The sequence below is a fragment of the Rhodococcus sp. BP-241 genome (assembly GCF_019836145.1).
In the GTDB taxonomy this organism is placed as follows: domain Bacteria; phylum Actinomycetota; class Actinomycetes; order Mycobacteriales; family Mycobacteriaceae; genus Rhodococcoides.
Genome location: NZ_JABUEI010000007.1, coordinates 212,784 through 233,325, shown reverse-complemented (window position 1 = coordinate 233,325; position 20,542 = coordinate 212,784). Strand labels below are relative to the sequence as shown.

At 69.0% G+C, this 20,542-nt stretch carries 18 protein-coding genes and 1 rRNA gene; all 19 read right to left on the bottom strand.

Annotated features, from left to right (window positions below):
• A 16S ribosomal RNA gene (locus tag HQ308_RS16010) occupies window positions 1-110 on the bottom strand; the annotation flags it as partial.
• A gap of 528 nt (window positions 111-638) precedes the next feature.
• Window positions 639-1,907 (bottom strand): tyrosine--tRNA ligase, encoded by a 1,269-nt coding sequence (gene tyrS / locus HQ308_RS16005; protein WP_037186630.1) that lies wholly within the window; start codon window positions 1,905-1,907, stop codon window positions 639-641.
• Window positions 1,908-1,951: 44 nt separating this feature from the next.
• The gene (locus HQ308_RS16000; RefSeq protein WP_222647100.1) at window positions 1,952-2,599 is read right to left on the bottom strand and encodes a DNA-3-methyladenine glycosylase; all 648 of its coding nucleotides are present in this window, start codon (window positions 2,597-2,599) and stop codon (window positions 1,952-1,954) included.
• A 31-nt stretch (window positions 2,600-2,630) separates the two neighbouring features.
• Window positions 2,631-2,855 carry a Trm112 family protein gene (locus tag HQ308_RS15995; RefSeq protein ID WP_222647099.1) on the bottom strand — a complete coding sequence of 75 codons (225 nt, stop codon included), beginning with the start codon at window positions 2,853-2,855 and terminating at the stop codon, window positions 2,631-2,633.
• A gap of 49 nt (window positions 2,856-2,904) precedes the next feature.
• Complete coding sequence (locus HQ308_RS15990; RefSeq protein ID WP_222647098.1) at window positions 2,905-5,862, bottom strand: AMP-binding protein; 2,958 nt, start codon at window positions 5,860-5,862, stop codon at window positions 2,905-2,907.
• 109 nt (window positions 5,863-5,971) lie between these two features.
• Window positions 5,972-7,399: an argininosuccinate lyase gene (argH, locus tag HQ308_RS15985; protein WP_222647096.1), complete on the bottom strand. Its 1,428-nt coding sequence runs from the start codon at window positions 7,397-7,399 to the stop codon at window positions 5,972-5,974.
• Window positions 7,396-8,622, bottom strand: coding sequence for an argininosuccinate synthase (locus tag HQ308_RS15980; RefSeq protein ID WP_056447988.1), 1,227 nt, complete (start codon window positions 8,620-8,622; stop codon window positions 7,396-7,398). Before HQ308_RS15980 ends, argH begins: the two co-directional genes overlap by 4 nt.
• A 53-nt stretch (window positions 8,623-8,675) precedes the next feature.
• Window positions 8,676-9,179: an arginine repressor gene (locus tag HQ308_RS15975; RefSeq protein WP_222647094.1), complete on the bottom strand. Its 504-nt coding sequence runs from the start codon at window positions 9,177-9,179 to the stop codon at window positions 8,676-8,678.
• Window positions 9,176-10,123: an ornithine carbamoyltransferase gene (gene argF, locus HQ308_RS15970; protein WP_027506738.1), complete on the bottom strand. Its 948-nt coding sequence runs from the start codon at window positions 10,121-10,123 to the stop codon at window positions 9,176-9,178. Before argF ends, HQ308_RS15975 begins: the two co-directional genes overlap by 4 nt.
• On the bottom strand, window positions 10,120-11,328 hold the full coding sequence (locus HQ308_RS15965; RefSeq protein ID WP_222647092.1) for an acetylornithine transaminase: 1,209 nt from the start codon (window positions 11,326-11,328) through the stop codon (window positions 10,120-10,122). Before HQ308_RS15965 ends, argF begins: the two co-directional genes overlap by 4 nt.
• Window positions 11,325-12,227, bottom strand: coding sequence for an acetylglutamate kinase (gene argB / locus HQ308_RS15960; RefSeq protein WP_222647091.1), 903 nt, complete (start codon window positions 12,225-12,227; stop codon window positions 11,325-11,327). Before argB ends, HQ308_RS15965 begins: the two co-directional genes overlap by 4 nt.
• Window positions 12,224-13,465, bottom strand: coding sequence for a bifunctional glutamate N-acetyltransferase/amino-acid acetyltransferase ArgJ (argJ, locus tag HQ308_RS15955; RefSeq protein WP_222627010.1), 1,242 nt, complete (start codon window positions 13,463-13,465; stop codon window positions 12,224-12,226). Before argJ ends, argB begins: the two co-directional genes overlap by 4 nt.
• Entirely contained in the window at window positions 13,462-14,520 is a 1,059-nt protein-coding gene (gene argC, locus HQ308_RS15950; protein ID WP_222647090.1) for an N-acetyl-gamma-glutamyl-phosphate reductase, read from the bottom strand. The genes argJ and argC overlap by 4 nt, the downstream gene beginning before the upstream one ends.
• Window positions 14,521-14,568: 48 nt before the next feature.
• Entirely contained in the window at window positions 14,569-17,070 is a 2,502-nt protein-coding gene (gene pheT, locus HQ308_RS15945; RefSeq protein WP_222647088.1) for a phenylalanine--tRNA ligase subunit beta, read from the bottom strand.
• A 48-nt stretch (window positions 17,071-17,118) separates the two neighbouring features.
• Entirely contained in the window at window positions 17,119-18,213 is a 1,095-nt protein-coding gene (gene pheS, locus HQ308_RS15940; protein ID WP_222647087.1) for a phenylalanine--tRNA ligase subunit alpha, read from the bottom strand.
• Window positions 18,214-18,283: 70 nt separating this feature from the next.
• Window positions 18,284-19,123 carry an RNA methyltransferase gene (locus HQ308_RS15935; protein WP_037186780.1) on the bottom strand — a complete coding sequence of 280 codons (840 nt, stop codon included), beginning with the start codon at window positions 19,121-19,123 and terminating at the stop codon, window positions 18,284-18,286.
• Window positions 19,123-19,512 carry a 50S ribosomal protein L20 gene (gene rplT / locus HQ308_RS15930; RefSeq protein WP_027506746.1) on the bottom strand — a complete coding sequence of 130 codons (390 nt, stop codon included), beginning with the start codon at window positions 19,510-19,512 and terminating at the stop codon, window positions 19,123-19,125. Before rplT ends, HQ308_RS15935 begins: the two co-directional genes overlap by 1 nt.
• A gap of 47 nt (window positions 19,513-19,559) precedes the next feature.
• Window positions 19,560-19,754: a 50S ribosomal protein L35 gene (gene rpmI, locus HQ308_RS15925; protein WP_027506747.1), complete on the bottom strand. Its 195-nt coding sequence runs from the start codon at window positions 19,752-19,754 to the stop codon at window positions 19,560-19,562.
• A gap of 50 nt (window positions 19,755-19,804) precedes the next feature.
• Window positions 19,805-20,482, bottom strand: a complete 678-nt coding sequence (infC, locus tag HQ308_RS15920; RefSeq protein WP_082544654.1) for a translation initiation factor IF-3 — start codon at window positions 20,480-20,482, stop codon at window positions 19,805-19,807.
• Window positions 20,483-20,542: the final 60 nt, after the last annotated feature.

Sequence of the window (20,542 nt, the reverse complement as noted above, 5' to 3'; positions counted from 1 at the left end):
TTACTCACCCGTTCGCCACTCGTGTACCCCGAAGGGCCTTACCGTTCGACTTGCATGTGTTAAGCACGCCGCCAGCGTTCGTCCTGAGCCAGGATCAAACTCTCCGTTGAAGACTCTTATCAACCCCACCCTAGAAAGGCAGAGTCAATGAAAACTAGAGAGCCAAATCCAGCAATAAAACTCACGCCAGCAATAACTCCATTGCTGACAAAAAAGAACCGGTCCCTCCCCGACGGGAAGAAGGAGAAGAACCAGCAAACCAAAACATTGGCGCTGACATTCATCGACACACTGTTGAGTTCTCAAAGAACACGCACACACCACCACCACCCACACGAAGCAGGGGGATCCGGGGCAACCGTTCCAGCCTAGCCAGCCGCACGGAGCCGAGTCAAGACTCGAACTCTTCGGTGACCAGGATGTCAGATGATCTACCGAGCCGGTGATCGGGGCCTTGCGGTCTCGGTCCGTGTCCGTGTCGCTCTGACTCGACAAAAGTTACGCGACGGATAACAGTGCGTCAAATCCGCAGGTCGGCCACACGACGGGCTCGCGACCATGCAGGTCAGCGCGCCGCTCCGGCGCCTCGCGGGCCTTCGAGTGCTCGAACCCCGACTGTGACCCCGCGCACGCGTGGCTCACACCGAGCGCCGTACGCCGGCCATGTTCTTCTTACCCCGACGCAGCACCAGCCACTCACCGTGCAGGAAGTCGTCCGCGGAGGGAGTCCAGTCCTCGGCAGCGATCTTCTGGTTGTTGACCGACACTCCCCCCTCCTTCACCACACGACGGGCGGCGCCCTTCGACTCGCACAGCGACGTGTCGACAAGAAGGTCGACGATCGTGCGCTCCTCCCCTGCCGGCAGCTCGGCGACGTCGGTCTCCGACAGCGCGGCCGACAGTGTCCCCGCGTCCAGGTCGCGAAGCTCTCCCCGGCCGAACAGGGCGGAGCTGGCAAGTTCGACGGCTGCGGTGTTGTCCGCGCCGTGCACCAGCGTCGTCATCTCCGCCGCCAGTCGCTTCTGCGCCGCGCGGGCCTGGGGTCGTTCTGCCGTCGCCGCCTCGAGTTCCGCCAGCTCGTCACGATCGAGGAACGTGAACCAGCGCAGGTACTTCACGACGTCGGCGTCGGCCGTGTTCACGAAGTACTGGTACCAGGCGTACGGCGACGTCATCTCGGGGTCGAGCCACAGGCTTCCTCCACCGGTGGACTTACCGAACTTCGTGCCGTCCGCCGCAGTCACCAGAGGAACGGTCAGCCCGTGCACGGCGTCGCCGTCCATACGTCGGGTGAGATCGATGCCCGCGACGATGTTCCCCCACTGATCCGATCCGCCGACCTGCAAAGTGCAACCGTGCTGCCGATGCAGGTGCAGGTAGTCCTGCGCTTGCAACAACATGTAGCTGAACTCGGTGTAGGACATCCCGTCCGATTCGAGGCGCTTCTTCACCGTGTCCCGCGCCAACATCACGTTGACGGAGAAGTGCTTGCCGATGTCGCGGAGGAAGTCGATGGCCGACAGCGACGCGGTCCAGTCGAGGTTGTTCGCGATGACCGCACCGCCGGCACCCTCGAAGTCGACGAAGCGAGAGAGCTGACCCTTGATGCGATCGGCCCACTCGGCCACCGTGTCGCTCGAGTTCATGACGCGTTCGCCGACGTCACGCGGATCACCGATGAGTCCGGTCGCTCCGCCGGCCAGCACGATCGGACGATGACCCGCACGCTGGAAACGTGACAGGACCAGCAGCGGAACGAGGTGCCCTGCGTGCAAGCTCGGTCCCGTCGGATCGAATCCCGCGTAGAGGGTGATCGGGCCGTCCGCGGTGGTCGCCGCTGTCAGTGCCTCGATGTCTGTCGACTGGGCTATCAGTCCACGCCAGGTCAGGTCCTCGATGATGCTCACACCGCTGATTCTTTCGCATGCATGCACGTCACCCGACGGCGCCCTCAGGCCTGAGTACCGGGCTCCCCGGCGGGGTCTGTCGGAGCTCGCGGGCTCCGTCTATAGGCAGACACGGCCACCGAGGGAATCCAGAAACGCCACGGACGGTCGGGAGCGGTGGACACGCCGACACGAGGACCTGACTGTACCGGTGACGCCGTCTCGTCCGACAGCGTCACCGACACTTCCGCGCTCTCGGCGAATACACGAACACCGTTGTGGGCCAACGACAGTGCGAGAACACTCCCGACGTTGCCAGGTCCGCGCGCCATACCGAACTCCGGTGCGCGGGGCCGCCGCGTCCTGGCGACCGCGAGACCGTCGACGACCTCACCCGCGCGGATCAGGACGGCGCCGGCCGTTCCGTCAGGACCACAGACGATGTTCGCGCACAGATGCATCCCGTAGCTAAGATAGACGTACAGGCGACCGGGCGGCCCGAACATGACCGAGTTGCGCGGTGTGGGGCCTCGGAACGAGTGCGCCGCGGGGTCGGGCCAGGGTCCGCCGGGATCTCCGCCGTACGCCTCCACCTCGACGATGCGCAGCGTGACGCCGGCGCAGGTCAGACTGGCGCCGAGCAGACGCGTCGCCGCGTCGATGGGAGTCGCGGACCCGAGAAGTCGTTCGGGCGGCAGTACGGGGCCGGTCATGTCGGCGATCGACGAGTCGCAGTCGCTCCCGTCACTCCGCGATCGGAGCGGGCGCGGTCGCCCGAGTCAGAATGTCCTCGTGCTCGGCGTCGGTGGCGTCACGCGCATCGTCGATGAGCAGCACCGGAATGCCGTTCTCGATGGGGTAGACACGGCGCAGCCGGGGGTTGTAGAGCAGCTCGTCCTGGATCAGCAGAAGCGGACCCTTGTCCTGCGGGCAGGCGAGAATGCTGTGCAAGCGAGCATCGACGCTCAAGAGGACTCCTCGTTCCGTCGTCGCGTCGGTCTTCCGACGCGGTCTCACCCTACTGATGCGCGGTGAAGCGCTCCGCCGCCACTGCCTTCGTCATGCGCTTGTACTCGCCGGACGTCGACGCCAGATACCAGGTCTTGACCCCCGGACCGGGCAGTCCGGCAGCGCGCAGCGTGTCGTCGAGCGGTCGGAACGCGCGGCTCAGCGGGATGTCCGCGACCACGTGCACGACGTCGGGTCGCTCGGCCGGATCCAACACCGACAGCGCATCCGACACCATCGACGCCGTGAGGTTCTGACCCGCCCGCACGGTCACCGCGCACACCGACCACTGGTCACCGTGCTCCCCGATGCCGTACGCCACGGCCAGGTCCACCGGCTCCGCCTCGCCGATCGCGTCGGCTATCGGCTGCGGGTAGACGGGTCCGCGTGCGGTGGTGATCACCGAGCGCTTGTGCCCGAGCAACCAGTAGTCACCGCCCTCGTCCCGACGGAACAGCAGGTTGGTCGGAGTCCACACGTCGCCGGCACTGAAGACACCACGCATGAACGCGCCGCTGGAGTCGTCCAGTCCGGGGCGGCCGAGCAACAGGCCGGGTTCGCCGGTCTCGCAGTGTCGGACGAATCCCTGCTCGTCCACGAGGTACCGACCCGAGACGGCGTCGTATGCCGCGAGTTCCACCCGTGCACTGCCCGGCAGCGGGCGACCCTTTGCCCCGATCTTCGTTCCCGCCACGTTCGCGAGGACGACGTCGCCCTCGGTGGACGCGTAGAACTCGAGTACCCGCGCAGGTGCCAGTCGTTCGAGCGTGTGCCGCCACAGGTTGGTGGGCATGCCCGATCCGATGAGGAGCCGTACGGCGTGCTGTCCTCGGTGCGGAAGGGATTCCGACGTCAGGATGTCCCGCATCATGGTCCACGTGTAGGACACGACCGTGACGCCGTAGCGCTGCACCTCGTCCGCGAAGCGCTCGGGCTCGACACCGCGCGACAGCGCGATGCGGGACCCGCCCGCCAACGCGCCGCCCACCGCCACGAGCAGTCCGGCCGAATGGTGCAGCGGCGCCAGGCAGTACACGGTGTCGCCGCGGGACAGACCTGCGGAGCTGGCCGTACCGAAAGCCGACAGAGCCCAGCGGTAGTTGGTGATGAACTTGGCATCCAGGGTGTCGTCGTTCCCGCTGAACAGCACGAAGGCGAGTTCCCGTGCGCGCCCGGGGTTGGGGACGTACCACCCCGGCAACTCCACCGTCGACGGGTCGACCTGCTCGAGATCCACGACCAGGTCGGAGTCCTCGATGTCGAGCGAGCGGGACTCGCCGCCGCCCAGGACCAGCACGTCCAGTCCGTGGTCGACAGATCCGGCCAGATTGTCGGGGTCGACGATCAGCAGTTCGACGCGCCCGAGTCGCAGCGACGCCGAGAGATCGCTGGTGGGCTGCAGCATGACGGCCACCGCGCCGATGCGGGACAGTGCGGCGACGGCGGCGAGTGCGCTCGGACGTGTCTCCATCAGCACGCCGACGTGCATCGCGGGGCGTACACCGTTGACGATCAGGCCGCGCACCACGTTGTCGATGCGCTGGTCCACGGCGGCGTAGGAGTACACACGGTCGTCGAACACGAAGCACTCACCGGCACTCGCGCGCCGAGCCTGCTCACCGAGCAGACGACCGAGGGAGACCTGCGAATGAGGTTGCAGCTGGCCGAGTCTGGCGAGACGGGGCAGTGTGCGAGCGGCCTCGGACGAGATCTCACGAGACCCCTTCACGGCCCCGGCCGCCGCCGAGGCGATGCCGCGACCGAGACCCAGGCCGACCTCGGCGATGGTGGCCGCGGTGTGGACGAGACGATTTCCCACCGACACGCCGCTCTCCGAGGCCGGGTGCTCGTCGTACCCCATGGCGTGCACCTCGACCGGCCGCGGCCCCAGGCCCTCGCGCCACCGGATCCACCCCGCCGTGCTCGGCCACGTCTGCGTGGCCGCGGTGCTCCCCACCACCAGTCCGAAGTGCCCGGCGCGCAGCCCTGCTTCGTACACCTTGGCCCGCGGAGCCGCCTTGCGGATGCCGCGCACCGCGAGCGGTTGGCCGATGTCGTCGACCTCCCCCACGAACGCGAGGATCGGCATGGTCAGTTCCGCGAGCGAGACGACCTTGCCGCGGATGGAGAACCCACCCGTCATCATGCGGTTGTGCACGACGAACTGCGTCAACAGTTCCGCGACCGCCGGGCCCGACCAGGCGACCCACCCGTCCATCGCGAGGAACCGGCGCTGGGACTCGCGGGGCAGGAGCGCGTCCCGGTCGTGGAGCTGGAGCAGGAAGTCGATGCGCGACTTGACGGTCTTGGCCGGGTCGAGCAACTGGAACCCGGTGCGGGCCATCCAGTCGGTCACCGCGAGACGCGTGAACACGTGCTCGGCGAGGAACTCGGCACCCTTGGTGGCAACGTTCGCCGGGATCCCGAGAGGGAGCGCCGCGAGGGTGTCCACCGGACTGCCGAACGTGATGATGCTGGCGATGTCGCGACTCGAGCGGTACGCGGCGGCCTGGTAACAGAACATGCCGCCCTGCGAGTACCCACCGAGGTGGACCTCGCGACCCGTCCGCTCGGCGACGATGTCGATGATCTCGCTGATCGCGACGATGTGGTCCGCCAGCGTCCGGTTCCACCCGCCCTCCTCGGTGGCCGGCGAACCGAAGTCGACCACCCAGGGGTCCATCCCCGCCTCGTGCAGGATGCCGACGCCGCCCTGGTCGCGGGTGACGTCGTAGACGTCGGCCGACATCATCATCGGCGGTACGAGCACGACGGGCGGACCCGTCTGGTCGGACTCCGGGAAGTACCGACGCAGCCGGTACATACGATCGCGCGCGACCACCGAGAAGGGAGACGGAACGGCATCCGTCTCGAGTCCCCCGAGACGGATGACCTCGAGCCCGTTCTGCGCCGTGGCGACCACACGCCGCAACGACGTCGCGACCGACCCGGTGTCGATTCCCAGCAACTGCACTCCTCGAAGGCGGCATCGATTCGGTCGGTGTGGTCCACGACTCGTCGACCGATGAGGACACAGCGTCTCACACCACTCCGACCGCTCGGATCGGGTCGTCCCGTCAGGCCGTGATCCACGTCCTGAGCTCGCCCGCGGTGCGCTGGACCACGAAGATCTGCTCCGCCACCCGCGCGGGCGCGGTACCGCCGCGGCTGTCCCGCGAGCCGATGGATCCGTCGACGGTGAGCACCGAGCGGACCTCCGGTGTGAGCGCCGGGTCGATCGTCGCGAACTCCTCGTCGGTCAGTTCGTCCAGACCCACACCGCGCGACTCCGCACGTCGCACGCAGTCGCCTGCCACCTCGTGGGCGTGCCGGAACGGCACACCGTTGCGGACGAGCCACTCGGCGATGTCCGTCGCCAGCGTGAATCCCGCCGGCGCCAGCTCGCGCAGCCGGTCGGTGTGGAAGGTGAGGGTGGACACCAACCCGGTCAGGGCGGGCAGAAGCATCTCGAGCTGGAGCACCGAGTCGAAGACGGGCTCCTTGTCCTCCTGCAGATCACGGTTGTACGCGAGGGGCTGAGCCTTGAGCGTCGCGAGCAGACCGGTGAGATTGCCGATCAGTCGCCCGGTCTTGCCGCGCGTGAGCTCCGCGACGTCCGGGTTCTTCTTCTGCGGCATGATCGAACTGCCCGTCGACCATGCGTCGGCGAGTGTCACGTAGCCGTACTCCGGGGTGCTCCACGACACGATCTCCTCGGCGAGACGCGACAGGTCCACGGCAGTCATGGCCAGGACGAACGCCGCCTCGGCGGCGAAGTCGCGCGCACTCGTCGCGTCGATCGAGTTCTCCGCGGAACCGTCGAACCCGAGCTCCGCGGCGATCTTCTCCGGGTCGAGTCCGAGCGACGAGCCCGCCAGGGCGCCCGAACCGTAGGGCGACACCGCGGCGCGGCCGTCGAAGTCCCGGAAGCGCTGCACGTCCCGCAGCAGCGGATGGGTGTGTGCGAGCAGATGATGCGCGAGCAGGACCGGCTGCGCGGCCTGCGAGTGCGTCTTGCCCGGCATCGCCGCGTCGGGATGTGCCTGCGCCTGCGCGGTGAGGGCCTCGACCACGTCCAGCACGCCCGCCGACACCCGCCGCACCGCGTCCCGCAGCCACATCCGGAACAGGGTCGCGACCTGGTCGTTGCGCGACCTGCCGGCGCGCAACCTGCCGCCGAGCTCGGGTCCGACCCGGTCGATCAGCCCGCGCTCGAGGGCGCCGTGCACGTCCTCGTCGGACTCGGCGGGACCGAACGCACCCGAGTCGACGTCGGCGGCGAGCTGATCGAGGCCGGTGAGCATCGCCTCGAGATCGCCCGCCGTCAGCAGGCCGGCCGAGTTGAGCACGCGTGCGTGAGCCTTGGAGGCACGGACGTCGTACGGGGCGAGCACCCAGTCGAAGTGGGTCGACTTGCTCAGCGCCGCCATGGCTTCCGCGGGACCCGACGCGAAGCGCCCACCCCACAGAGCGCCCGCGTTGGTGCCGTGAGCGGGTGACGTCACAGGTCCGACTGTCCCTGCGCCGCCACAGCGCCACGGTCACGGCTGGCCGCGATCTTGGACGACAGGCCGTGCAGCTGCACGAAGCCCTTGGCCGACGACTGATCGAAGGTGTCGCCCGCGTCGTAGGTCGCGAGGTTGAAGTCGTACAGCGACTCCCCACTGCGACGACCGTTCACGACGACGGTGCCGGCGTGCAGCACCAGGCGGATCTCACCGGACACGTGCTCCTGGGTGTGCTGGACGAAGGTGTCGAGTGCACCCTTGAGCGGAGAGAACCACAGGCCGTCGTAGACCTGCTCGGCCCACTTCTGGTCCGTGTGCCGCTTGTAGCGCCCGAGCTCGCGTTCGAGGGTGACGTGCTCGAGCTCCTCGTGGGCACGGATCAGGACCATGGCGCCGGGAGCCTCGTAGACCTCGCGGCTCTTGATGCCGACGAGCCGGTCCTCGACCACGTCGAGGCGGCCGACACCCTGCTTGCCCGCACGGGTGTTCAGTTCCTGGATCGCCTGCAGCACCGACACCGGGCGGCCGTCGATGGCGATCGGGCGTCCCTTGTCGAACGTGATGACCAGCTCGTCCGGCGCGTTGAAGTTGGCCGTCGGATCCTCGGTGTAGTCGTAGACGTCCTTGGTCGGGGCGTTCCACAGATCCTCGAGGAACCCGGTCTCCACGGCGCGACCCCACACGTTCTGGTCGATCGAGAACGGCGACTTCTTGGTGACGTTGATGGGGATGCTGTTCTCCTCGGCGAAGGCGATGGCCTTCTCGCGGGTCCAGGCGTAGTCGCGCACGGGGGCCAGCACCTCGAGCTCGGGCGCGAGCGTGTTGAAGCCGACCTCGAAGCGCACCTGGTCGTTGCCCTTGCCGGTGCAGCCGTGAGCGACGACGGTGCCGCCGTGCGAGCGCGCGTTCTCGACGAGGTGCTTGACGATGAGGGGACGGCTGATGGCCGACACCAGCGGGTAGCGGTCCATGTAGAGGGCGTTCGACTGGATGGTCGGCAGGCAGTACTCGTCCGCGAACTCGTCCCGAGCGTCGACGACGACGGCTTCGACGGCGCCGCAGTCGAGTGCGCGCTGCCGGATGACCTCCATGTCCTCGCCACCCTGGCCGAGGTCGATCGCCACGGCGACCACCTCCTTGCCGGTCTCGCGGCCGATCCAGCTGATGGCGACAGAGGTGTCGAGACCGCCGGAGTAGGCGAGGATGACGCGTTCGGCCATGGGGTGTGTGCTCCTTCGTGTGATTCGGACGTTCTAGGATTCGGACTGGTGGTTCAGCGCGCGAGATTCTCGATGCGGTCGGCGAGCTCGCGTCCGGACAGCGGATCGCGGGCGATCACGAAGATGGTGTCATCCCCCGCGACCGTTCCCACAATCTCGGGCAGTGCCGCGCGGTCCAGTGCACTGGCGAGATAGTGCGCGGCTCCGGGCGGCGTGCGGAGAACGGCCATCGTGGAGCTGGCGTCGGTGGAGACGAGCAACTCGCCGAGAAGCCGGGAGAGCCGATCGGTGCCGCCCGCGACCCCTCGGACCGGGCTGCCGTCCTCGGGAACGACGTAGACGCCCGCACCGCCGTCGGCGGCGCGAAGTTTGACGGCGCCCAACTCGTCGAGATCGCGGGAGAGAGTGGCCTGGGTGGCCTCGATCCCCTCCGCCGCGAGCAGCGACTGGAGTTCCTGCTGCGATCGGACCTGGTGGGTGGAGAGCAGGGCCACGACGCGCGCCTGGCGCCCGGCGCGCGTCGACGACGTCACCGGGCCCTGCGACCCGGCGGTCACGGCGTCCGTCGTCCCGATGCCGCCTGCTCGAGCAGCCACACCAGGACGGCCTTCTGTGCGTGCAACCGGTTCTCGGCTTCGTCCCACACGACGCTGCGAGGGCCGTCGAGCACCGTGTCGCTGATCTCCTCGCCGCGGTGGGCCGGGAGGCAGTGCAGGACGAGTGCCTCCGAGTCGGCACGATCGAGCAGCGACTCGTTGATCTGGAACGGGCGGAGGGGTCCGACGCGGTCCAGGCCGTCGTTCTCCTGTCCCATCGACGTCCACGTGTCGGTGACCAGCACGTCGGCTCCGGTCGCGGCGGCGATCGGATCGTTCGTGACGGTCACGCTCGCTCCCGTCCGCTCACCGCGCTCCTGCGTGGCCGCCAGCACCGACGGGTCCGGCACGAAGCCCTCCGGGGCGGCGATCGTGACGTCGACGCCGGCGGTGACGGCGCCGAGCATGAGGGAGTGCGCCATGTTGTTGGCACCGTCGCCGAAGTACGAGAGGCGCAGACCTCTCAACGATCCCTTGCGCTCGGCGAGCGTCTGGAGATCGGCCAGCACCTGGCAGGGGTGGAAATCGTCGGACAGCGCGTTGACGATGGGCACGCTCGCCCCCGTCGCCATCTGCTCGAGGCGCTTCTGCCCGAACGTGCGCCACACGACGGCGTCGACGTAGCGGGACAGCACGCGCCCGGTGTCCTGCAGCGTCTCCTCGCGTCCGAGCTGCGTGCTGCGGCCGTCGACGACCACTGCGTGGCCGCCGAGCTGCGCGATGCCCATCTCGAACGAGAAGCGGGTGCGCGTCGAGTTCTTCTCGAAGATGACGCCGACGCCGCGCGGACCCTCCAGCGGGCGCCGCGAGAACGGTGCCTTCTTGAGTTCGGCTGCGAGAGCGAGGATCTCGGCCTGCTCCTCGGGGGAGAGATCGTCGTCTCGAAGGAAGTGCCGCAGTGTCACGAGGTCGCCTCTGCTGTCGGCCGCGCCTCGTCGAGGACCGCGGGAAGTGCACGGACGAACGATGCTGCCTGCTCGTCCGTGATGATCAGGGGCGGCGCCAGACGCAGGACGTTCGCCTGCGCCGCGTTCACCAGGAAGCCTGCGTGGCGGGCCGCGGTCTCGACATCGGCCGCCACCGGCTCGGTGAGGACGATGCCCAGCAGAAGGCCCGCACCCCGTACGTGATCGACGAGGGGATGTCCGAGCGCCTCGATGTCGTGTCGCAGGATCTTGCCCAGCCGGTCGGCGTGCGAGAGCAGATCCTCGGACGCGAGAGTGCGCAGCACCGCCAGGGCCGCCGCCGAACACACCGGGTTGCCACCGAATGTGGTCCCGTGCTTCCCCGGGGTGAGCATAGCGGCTGCCGGGCCGATGCCGATGCAGGCGCCGATGGGCAGTCCCCCGCCCAGCGCCTTCGCGAGGGTGATGACGTCCGGGACGATGCCGAACCGCTGATGGGCGTAGAACCACCCCGTACGGCCGATGCCCGTCTGGACCTCGTCGAGGATCAGCAGGGCGCCGTGGCGCGCAGTGATCTCGCGCGCTGCGGGCAGATAGCCCTCCGGCGGGACGACGACTCCGCCCTCACCCATGATCGGTTCGAGGAAGACGGCGGCCGTGTTCTCGTCGACCGCCGCCTCGAGCGCGGCGATGTCGCCGTAGGGAACGTGCGACACACCGGCGGGCATGGGCTCGAACGGAGCCCGCTTGTCCGCCTGCCCCGTGAGCGCGAGGGCTCCCATGGTCCGACCGTGGAACGCGTTCTCCGCCGCGATGATGTTCGGTCGACCCGTGAGACGCGCGATCTTGAAGGCGGCCTCGTTCGCCTCGGTGCCGGAGTTGCAGAGGAACACCCGAGCATCGCCGCCGGCCGCGTGACCGAGGTGCTCGAGGAGGTGCTCCGCCAGTTCGATCGACGGCGGCGCCGCGTAGAGGTTGGACGTGTGGCCCAGCGTCGTCAGCTGGGCGGAGACCGCCTCGACGACGGCAGGATGTCCGTGGCCGAGGATGTTGACCGCGATCCCGGCGAGGAGATCGAGGTACTCCTTGCCGTCGGCGTCCGTCACCACGGCTCCCGAACCGCCGACCAGCGCCACGCGCGGCACGCCGTAGTTGTTCATCAGCGCATTCGAGAAGCGTTGCTGCAGTTGCTCCGTGCTGGTCATGCCCGTCCTCTCGTACTGCCGTCGTGCACCATCGTGCCGATGCCCTCGCCGGTGAACAGTTCCAGGAGCACGGAGTGCTCGAGTCGACCGTCGATGACATGGGCGCTGGGAACTCCCCCGCGCACCGCGCGCAGACACGCCTCCATCTTGGGGACCATGCCGGCGTCCAGGCCGGGCAGCAGTTCGGCGAGGACGTCCGCCTCGATCTCCGAGACGAGCGACCCGCGGTCCGGCCAGTTCGTGTAGAGCCCCTCGACGTCGGTGAGGACGACGAGCTTCTGCGCGCCGAGCGCCTCCGCGAGGGCCGCGGCCGCGGTGTCCGCGTTGATGTTGTGCACGACGCCGTCCGCGTCGGGAGCGATGGTCGAGACGACCGGGATGCGCCCGGCCTCGATGAGGTCGTGCACCGCAGCGGGATTCACCGTCGTCACGTCGCCCACCAGACCGATGTCGGTGGCGACACCGTCGACGGTCACGGTGCGTCGAGTCGCCGTGAACAGGTGCGCGTCCTCGCCGGAGATGCCGACAGCGTAGGGGCCGTGCGCGTTGATCAGTCCGACCAGCTCGCGACCGACCTGCCCGAACAGGACCATGCGCACGACGTCCATCACCTCGGGCGTCGTCACGCGGAAGCCGCCGCGGAACTCCCCCACCAGTCCGAGTCGAGTGAGCATGGCGGTGATCTGGGGACCGCCGCCGTGCACGACCACCGGGTGGATACCGACGGTGCGCAGGAACGCCATGTCGGCCGCGAACGCGGCCTTGAGTCGATCGTCGATCATGGCGTTGCCGCCGTACTTGACCACGACGACCTTGCCCGTCCACTGCTGGAGCCACGGGAGGGCGCCGGCGAGGATGCGTGCTGTGTCGTGTGCGGACACGGGCTCGGACGTCGTCATGACGAGTACGCCGAGTTCTCTTCGACGTAGGCGTGCGACAGATCCGTGGTCCTGATCGACGCCGACGCGGAGCCGACACCGAGGTCCACCTCGACCGTGATGTCGACGGCCGAGAGATCGACCTCACGAGCGCCGGGCACACCCATGCTGTCGACGCACACGGGATCGCCGTTGAACGACACGACGATGCGATCGGGATCGAGCGCGACCGGCGCGATGCCCACAGCGGCGAGAACGCGGCCCCAGTTGGGATCGGAGCCGAACAGCGCCGTCTTGACGAGGGAATCGCGTGCGATGGTTCGCGCCGCCACGAGTGCGTCCTGTTCGGACTCGGCACCACCGACCCTGACGATGATCCGCTTGGTCACGCCCTCCGCATCGGCCATCAGCTGATCCGCGAGGTCGTCGCACACCGCGAGGACAGCGGCGTCGAGTTCCTCCTGTGTCGCCTCGATGCCGCTGGCACCGGACGCGAGGAGCAGCACCGTGTCGTTCGTGGAGGTCGCGCCGTCCACGTCGAGTCGGTCGAAGGACTGTGCCGTCGCGTGCCGGAGGGCGCGATCGAGCTGATCGGCACTCGCCACGGCGTCCGTGGTGACGACACACAGCATCGTCGCCAGCGAGGGCGCCAGCATGCCGGCGCCCTTGGCCATGCCGCCCACGTTCCAGCCGTTCTCGTGGTGGATCGCGGCCTGCTTCGGCCGGGTGTCGGTCGTCATGATCGCGTAGGCCGCATCGGTGCCGCCCGAGATGCCTCCGGCGAGCTCGTGCACCACCTCGGTGACACCGCCGAGCACCTTGTCCATGGGCAACCGGTCGCCGATCAGTCCGGTCGAACACACGGCGATCTCGCCGGCGCCCGTCTCGGTTCCCCAGTCGCTGAGGGTCGATGCGAGGTGCTCGGCGGTACGGTGCGTGTCCTGGAATCCGGGCGCACCGGTGCAGGCATTGGCGCCGCCCGAGTTCAGGACGACGGCGCGGAGCCGACCGGAGGTCAGCACCTGCTGCGACCACAGGACGGGCGCAGCCTTGATCTTGTTCAGGGTGAAGACACCGGCCGCTGCCAGATCGGGACCCTCGTTGACCACGAGGGCGACGTCGAGGCCCCCCTTGGCCCGGAGACCGGCCTCGACCCCGGCGGCCCGGAATCCCGCTGCCGACGTCACACCCTGTGTGCGGACGAGAACCCCGGGAGCGCGCGTGGGGGCGCCGGGAGAGGACTGGCTGTGGTCGGTCATGGTGCTGTTCCCACCGTGGAGAGTCCGGCGCTCTCGGGGAGTCCGAGAGCGATGTTCATCGACTGCACCGCGGCACCGGCGGTGCCCTTCGTCAGATTGTCGATGGCGGCGAGGACCACCAGCAAGCCCGCGTCCTCGTCGACCGCCACCTGCAGGTGGACCGCGTTGGACCCGAGCACCGACCCCGTCTGCGGCAGCTGCCCCTCCGGGAGAAGGTGAAGGAAAGGTTCGTCGGAGCAGTACTTCTCGTAGACCGCACGCGCCTCGGAGGCCGACACTGTCGTCGGAGCGGTGCACGTCGCCAGGATGCCGCGCGGCATCGGAGCCAGCACAGGAGTGAACGACACGATCACGTCGGTGCCGGCGATGGCGGAGAGGTTCTGCGTGATCTCCGGCGTGTGGCGATGCGCGCCGGCGATGCCGTAGGCACGGACCGACCCCATGACCTCGGAACCCAGCAGGTCCGGCCTCGCCGCGCGACCGGCGCCGGAGGTGCCGCTCACGGCCACCACGGTCACGCGGGGCTCGACCATGCCGGCAGCGAACGCGGGCGCCAGAGCCAGCGACGAGGCGGTGGGATAACACCCCGGGACCGCGATGCGCGTCGCTCCGACCAGGGCGTCCCGACCACCGGGCAACTCGGGCATGCCGTAGGGCCAGTGTCCGGCGTGCTCCCCGCCGTACCAGCGATCCCAGGCGGCGGCGTCGGTCAACCGGAAGTCGGCACCGCAGTCGATGATCAGCGTGGAGTCCGACAGCTGTTCGGCGAGGGCGGCTGACTTCCCGTGCGGGAGCCCGAGGAACACGACGTCGTGCCCCTCCAGGGCCGCGGCGTCCGTGTCCACCAGCACGCGGTCCGCGAGCGGAACGAGATGCGGATGGTGTTGCCCCAGCGTGGTTCCGGCGTTTCCACCGGCCGTCAGGGCGCCGATGGTCATCCGGCCGTCGAGCATTGCCGGGTGTCCGAGCAGCAGACGCAGGATCTCGCCACCCGCGTAGCCACTGGCGCCCGCGACGGCCACCCGGGTGCCCGTCGATGTCGATGCACTGTCCATACGATGATTATGCATGACGGTGCAAGCTCATTCAAAAGCGGCGCACCGTCAGTGTCGGAGTTCGGCTCCCACCGCCGTCGCCGCTGCCGCGACGGCGGCATCGCGAGCGGCACTCGCCTCGTCCTCGGTCAACGTACGGTCCGCCGCTCGGAACCGCAGGGCGAAAGCCAGCGACTTCCGGCCGGCACCGACCTGATCGCCGGAGAACACGTCGAAGACACGAATGTCCTCGAGGAGTGGGCCCGCCCCCGACACCAGAGCCGACTGCACGGCGGCGGCCGGGACGGACTCGTCGACGACGACCGCGACGTCCTGCAGCACGGCGGGGAACGGCGAGATGGACGGCGACGGCAGCGGCTCGCGGGTGGGAACGAGATCGAGGTCGATCTCCACCGCGCAGGTCCGCGGCGGCAGACCGGCGCGCTCGAGGACACCGGGATGCAGCTCACCCGCGTGCCCGACCACGACACCGTCGACAACGACTTCGGCACACCTGCCCGGATGCCACGGAAGGTACTGGGCGGACCGGAGTTTCACCTCGACACCGGACGCGCTCGCGATCGTCCTCGCTGCGCTGAAGGCATCGGTGGCGTCGGCGGGGCGGCCGGCGCCCCACGGCCCGGGTGCCGTCACCGCACCGGTCAGGACGACGGCAGCGTGCAGCGGCTGCACCGGCAACGACTGCTTCAGAGCGTCGATCTCGTCCTCGGTGGGACGACGGTCGACGGCGAGCGCATCGATCGGGCGCGTGCCCTCGCCCGGTTCGACGACCTGCGCGACGGCGAACAGCGCCAGATCCCGCTGTCCGCGCGAGACATTGCGCTGGGCGATCTCCAGGAGACCGGGGACGAGAGTGGTCGCCAGTTCGGGTCGGTCCGCCTCCAACGGATTGAGCACCCGCGTGGTCACCCGGCGCGGATCGTCCGCGTCGAGTCCCCAGACGTCGAAGACCCCGGCCGGCAGGAACACGGGCGCGAGGACCTCGACGTGCCCTGTGTAGGCCAGTGCCCGACCCACCGCCCGGCGACGACGCTGGGCGCCGGTGAGTCCGCGGCCCGCGGGAGCGTGCGGCAGGACGGACGGAATGGACTCCAGTCCCTCGAGTCGCAGCACCTCCTCGACCAGGTCGGCGGCCTGACGGAGGTCGGGACGCCACGTCGGCGGCGTCACGACGGCCACCCCGCGCCCGGCCTCGGACACGTCCACGACGACCTCGCACCCGACCTGGGTGAGGCGGCGCACCGCGGTTCCGCTCGGATAGGTCACACCCGCCACCCGGTCCGGCAGGTCGAGATCCATGGTCACGGTGTCGGACACCGTCGGTGCACCGATGTCGGTGAGCAGCGGCTCCACCCGGCCGCCCGCGATCGAGGCCAGCAGTGCGGCGGCACGGTCGAGCGCGCGCACCGGGAGAGCGGAGTCCACCACTCGTTCGTAGCGACGGCTCGCCTCACTGGGCAGCCGGTGACGGCGCGCGGTGCGGAACACGGCGAGCGGGCTCCAGATGGCCGCCTCGAGCAGGATGTCGGTGGTCTCGTCGCCCACCTCGGTGGACGCGCCACCCATGACACCGGCCAACGACACCACGCCGGACTCGTCCGCAATGACGACGTCCTCCGGGTCGAGGGTGCGCACGGTGTCGTCGAGGGTGCGGAGCGTCTCCCCCGCCTCGGCCCGGCGGACCACCAACCCGCCCGACAGCGCGGAGGCGTCGAACGCGTGGAGCGGTTGGCCCAGTTCGAGCATGACGTAGTTGGTGACGTCGACCGCGGGCGAGATGGGTCGCACCCCGGACAGCAGCAGCCGCCGCTGGATCGTCCAGGGGGTCACCGCGGCCGGATCGATGCCCACGACGCGGCGCGCGGCGAAACGGGTGGCATCCGACTCGGAACGGACGTCGACGGGCCACGCCTCGCCCTCGGAGGCGGCCGCGGACACGACGGGCTGCGGGGCGTCGGCGGGATCGACGAAGTCCAGGTCGAAACCGCACGCCAGTTCGCGGCCGAGACCGCGCACGCTCAGGGCGTATCCGCGATCGGGCGTCACGTTGACGTCGAACACGGTGTCGTCCATGCCCAGAACGGCGAGTGCGTCGTCGCCGGGCACGGCCGTGCCGGCAGGCAGCACGAGAATGCCGGAGTGATCCGAACCGATACCGAGCTCGGACACCGAGCAGATCATGCCGTCGGACGTGCGCCCGTACGTGGACCGGGCGGCGATGGCGAACCCGCCGGGCAGAACACTGCCGGGAAGTGCGGCCACGATGAGGTCGCCCTCCGCGAAGTTCCGTGCACCGCACACGATTCCGCGGGGCTCCGCCTCGCCCACCTCGACCAGGCAGAAGCGGATCGGCTTCTTGAACTCGGTCAACTCCTCGATGGACTGCACACGGCCGACGACCAACGGGCCCGTGATCTCCGGAAGAGGGATGACGTCCTCGATCTCGAAGCCGACGGACACGAACCCCGCGTCGAGCTCGTCAGCAGTGACGCTCCACTCGGGAGCGGCCTTCCGGACGACCTCGGTCAACCAGGACTGGGGCACTCGCACGACTTCTCCACTCTCTCTGTCTGAATGCTTGTCTGCAGGGGCCGAGCGTCAGCCGGCCACGCCGAAGGGCAGGCTGAACCGCACGTCGCCCTCGACGATGTCGCGCATGTCGGGAATGTCGTTGCGGAACTGCAGCGTTCGCTCGAGGCCCATACCGAAGGCGAACCCGCTGTAGAGCTCCGGGTCGACGCCACAGGCGCGCAGCACGTTCGGATTCACCATGCCGCAGCCACCCCATTCGACCCAGCCCGCTCCACCCTTCTTGCGGGGGAACCACACGTCCACCTCCGCGGACGGCTCGGTGAACGGGAAGTAGTTGGGGCGCATCCGGGTCCGCGTCTCCGGGCCGAACAACGCACGCGCGAACGCGTCGAGCGTGCCGCGGAGATTGGCGAGCGTGAGCCCCTTGTCCACGGCGAGTCCCTCGACCTGATGGAAGACGGGCGTGTGCGTCGCGTCGAGTTCGTCCGTACGGAACGTGCGCCCGGGGCACACCACGTAGATCGGCAGGTCGCGCTCGAGCATCGACCGCACCTGCACCGGCGAGGTGTGCGTGCGCAGCACCTGACGAGACCCCTCGGGCGCGACGTGGAACGTGTCCTGCATCGTCCGCGCGGGATGGTCGGGCAGGAAGTTGAGCGCGTCGAAGTTGAAGTGCTCGGTCTCCACCTCCGGGCCCTCGGCCACCTCCCACCCCATCGCCACGAAGACGTCGGCGACCTGATCGGCGATGACGGTGATGGGATGGCGGGCACCCACCGGGCGGCGGACGGACGGCAGGGTCACGTCGATCGCCTCGGCGACGAGCACGGCCGCGTCACGTTCGGCGAGCAGCACCTCACGACGATCGTCGAACGCGATCCGCACGCGGTCACGCGCCACCTTGACCCGCTTGCCGGCGTCAGCCCGCTCGGTCTTCGGCAGCGAGCCCAACGCGCGCTGTGCGAGCGCGAGGGGCGCCTTGTTCCCGATGTGGTGGATCTTGGCCTCGGACAGAGCGTCGATGTCGGACGCGGCGGCGAAGGCGGACTCGGCCTCGGTGACGGCTGCGTCCAGCGCCGCGTCGGTCAGCGCCTCCGCGTCGGCAGCGGCCTGATCGGCCTGCGCTTCACCCTCGTTGCGCTCCACGTCCACACACTCCATCGTCTCGATCGGCGAGCACCTCTGTCGCGGTGCTCCTCACGGTCGCCGGGCAGAACCCGGCGGGGAAAGCCTAGGCGGTGCCCCCGCGGCGCTGCACCCGCGCACCGGCGTACAGACACACGGCGGCCGCGGTGGCGAGGTTGAGACTCTCGGCGCGGCCGTGGATGGGAATGCGCACCCGGTGATCCGCAGCAGCCGCGACCTCGCGGGACAGCCCGTGCGCCTCGTTGCCGAACACCCAGGCGGTGGGCCCGGCCAGCGCGTCGTCGGCGTCGTCGAGGTCCAGTTCACCGTCGACGGTCGTCGCCAGCAGACTGGCGCCGGTCGCACGGACCGCGTCGAGTACCGCCGTCACCGAACGCTCCCGTGCGACGGGGAGATGGAAGAGACTTCCGGCGGACGCGCGGACGCTCTTGCCGTTCAGCGGATCGACACTGTCCCCGGCGAAGATCACCGCGCCGGCGCCGGCGGCGTCCGAGACGCGCAGGATGGTGCCCGCGTTGCCCGGCTCGGAGATGTCGACGACGACCGTCACGAGTGACGGGTTCGCGGCCAACGCCTCGGCCAGGGAGACGACGACGGACGTGCACACGGCCACGATTCCAGGCGGCGTCACGGTGTCCGACAGCGATTTCGCCGCGCGCTCGGTCATCAGCTGCGGCTGCGCACCGGCCGCGGCCGACGCCTCGAGAAGTCCGCGGTGCTCGTCGAACCAGCGCTCGGTGGCGAACACCTCGCGCACGACACCGGCGGCGACCGCCTCGGTCACCGCGTTCTCTCCCTCCGCGAGGAAGAGGCCGGTTCGCCGACGTTCGACGCCGCGCTGCAGCTTGACAGCCGAAACGACCCGCGGAGTCCGCTCGGTGAGCGGCGCCGCGGGTCGTGACGGAGTGTCGTCGAAGCGCCTGATCAGGCTGCTTCTCCGGCCGGTGCGTTGATGTCGGCAGGCAGTGCCGCCTTGGCGATCTCGACGAGTGCGGTGAACGCCGCAGCGTCGGAGACCGCGAGCTCGGCGAGGATCTTGCGGTCGACCTCGACCTCGGCGATCTTCAGACCCTGCACGAAACGGTTGTACGTGATGTCGTTCGCCCGAGCTGCCGCGTTGATACGCGTGATCCACAGCTTGCGGAAGTCACCCTTGCGAGCGCGGCGATCGCGGTACGCGTAGGTGAGCGAGTGGAGCTGCTGCTCCTTCGCCTTGGTGTAGAGACGCGAACGCTGCCCGCGGTATCCGCTGGACGCCTCGAGAATCGAACGACGCTTCTTCTGGGCGTTGACCGCCCTTTTCACGCGTGCCACTGGTGAATCCTGTCGTAGAGGGGCCTAGGGCCCGGGTGGGAAAGAGATCAGAGACCGAGAAGCCGCTTGACGCGGGGAACGTCGTTGGGGCTGACGACGGCCTTGCCGTCGAGGCGACGCGTCACGCGCGAGGACTTGTGCTCGAGCAGGTGGCGGCGGCCGGCCTTCTGGCGCAGGATCTTTCCGCTACCGGACACCTTGAATCGCTTCGCGGTGCCGCTGTGAGTCTTCGACTTGGGCATGAGTCCTCAGTTCTGTTACTTCGGTCGGTGGTGCTGGTGGATCCGAACGCTCAGGCGCTCGGTGTGGCTGGTGCCTGCGGCGTCGCCGGCGTCTGCGGAGCAGCGGGTGCCGGCGGTGTCGCCTCGGCGGCGGGTGCAGCAGTCGGCGCGGAGGCCGGCGGCGGCACGGTGGCGCGCGGTGCGTTGGACGCCTCCGCTGCCTTCGCCCTGGTCTTGGCGCCCTTGTGCGGAGCCAGGACCATCGTCATGTTGCGGCCGTCCTGCTTGGCCGAGGTCTCGACGAAGCCGTGCTCGGCGACGTCGGCGCCCAGGCGCTGCAGTAGGCGGTAACCGAGTTCGGGCCGCGACTGCTCGCGTCCACGGAACATGATGGTCACCTTGACCTTGGACCCGGCCTCGAGGAAGCGGACGACATGGCCCTTCTTCGTCTCGTAGTCGTGGTCGTCGATCTTGGGACGAAGCTTCTGCTCCTTGATGACCGTGAGCGTCTGGTTTTTGCGCGACTCACGAGCCTTCTGCGCGGCTTCGTACTTGAACTTGCCGTAGTCCATGATCTTGCAGACCGGCGGACGGGCGTCGGGTGCGACCTCGACGAGGTCGAGATCGGCTTCGACAGCCAGGCGGAGTGCATCTTCAACACGCACGATCCCCACCTGTTCACCGCCAGGTCCGACGAGTCGGACTTCGGGAACTCGGATGCGATCGTTGATGCGGGTCTCAGTGCTGATGGGGCCTCCTCGGTAGTGCGGTGACGGATGGTGGTGCTCGACCCGATGCGGTGCGCCGTC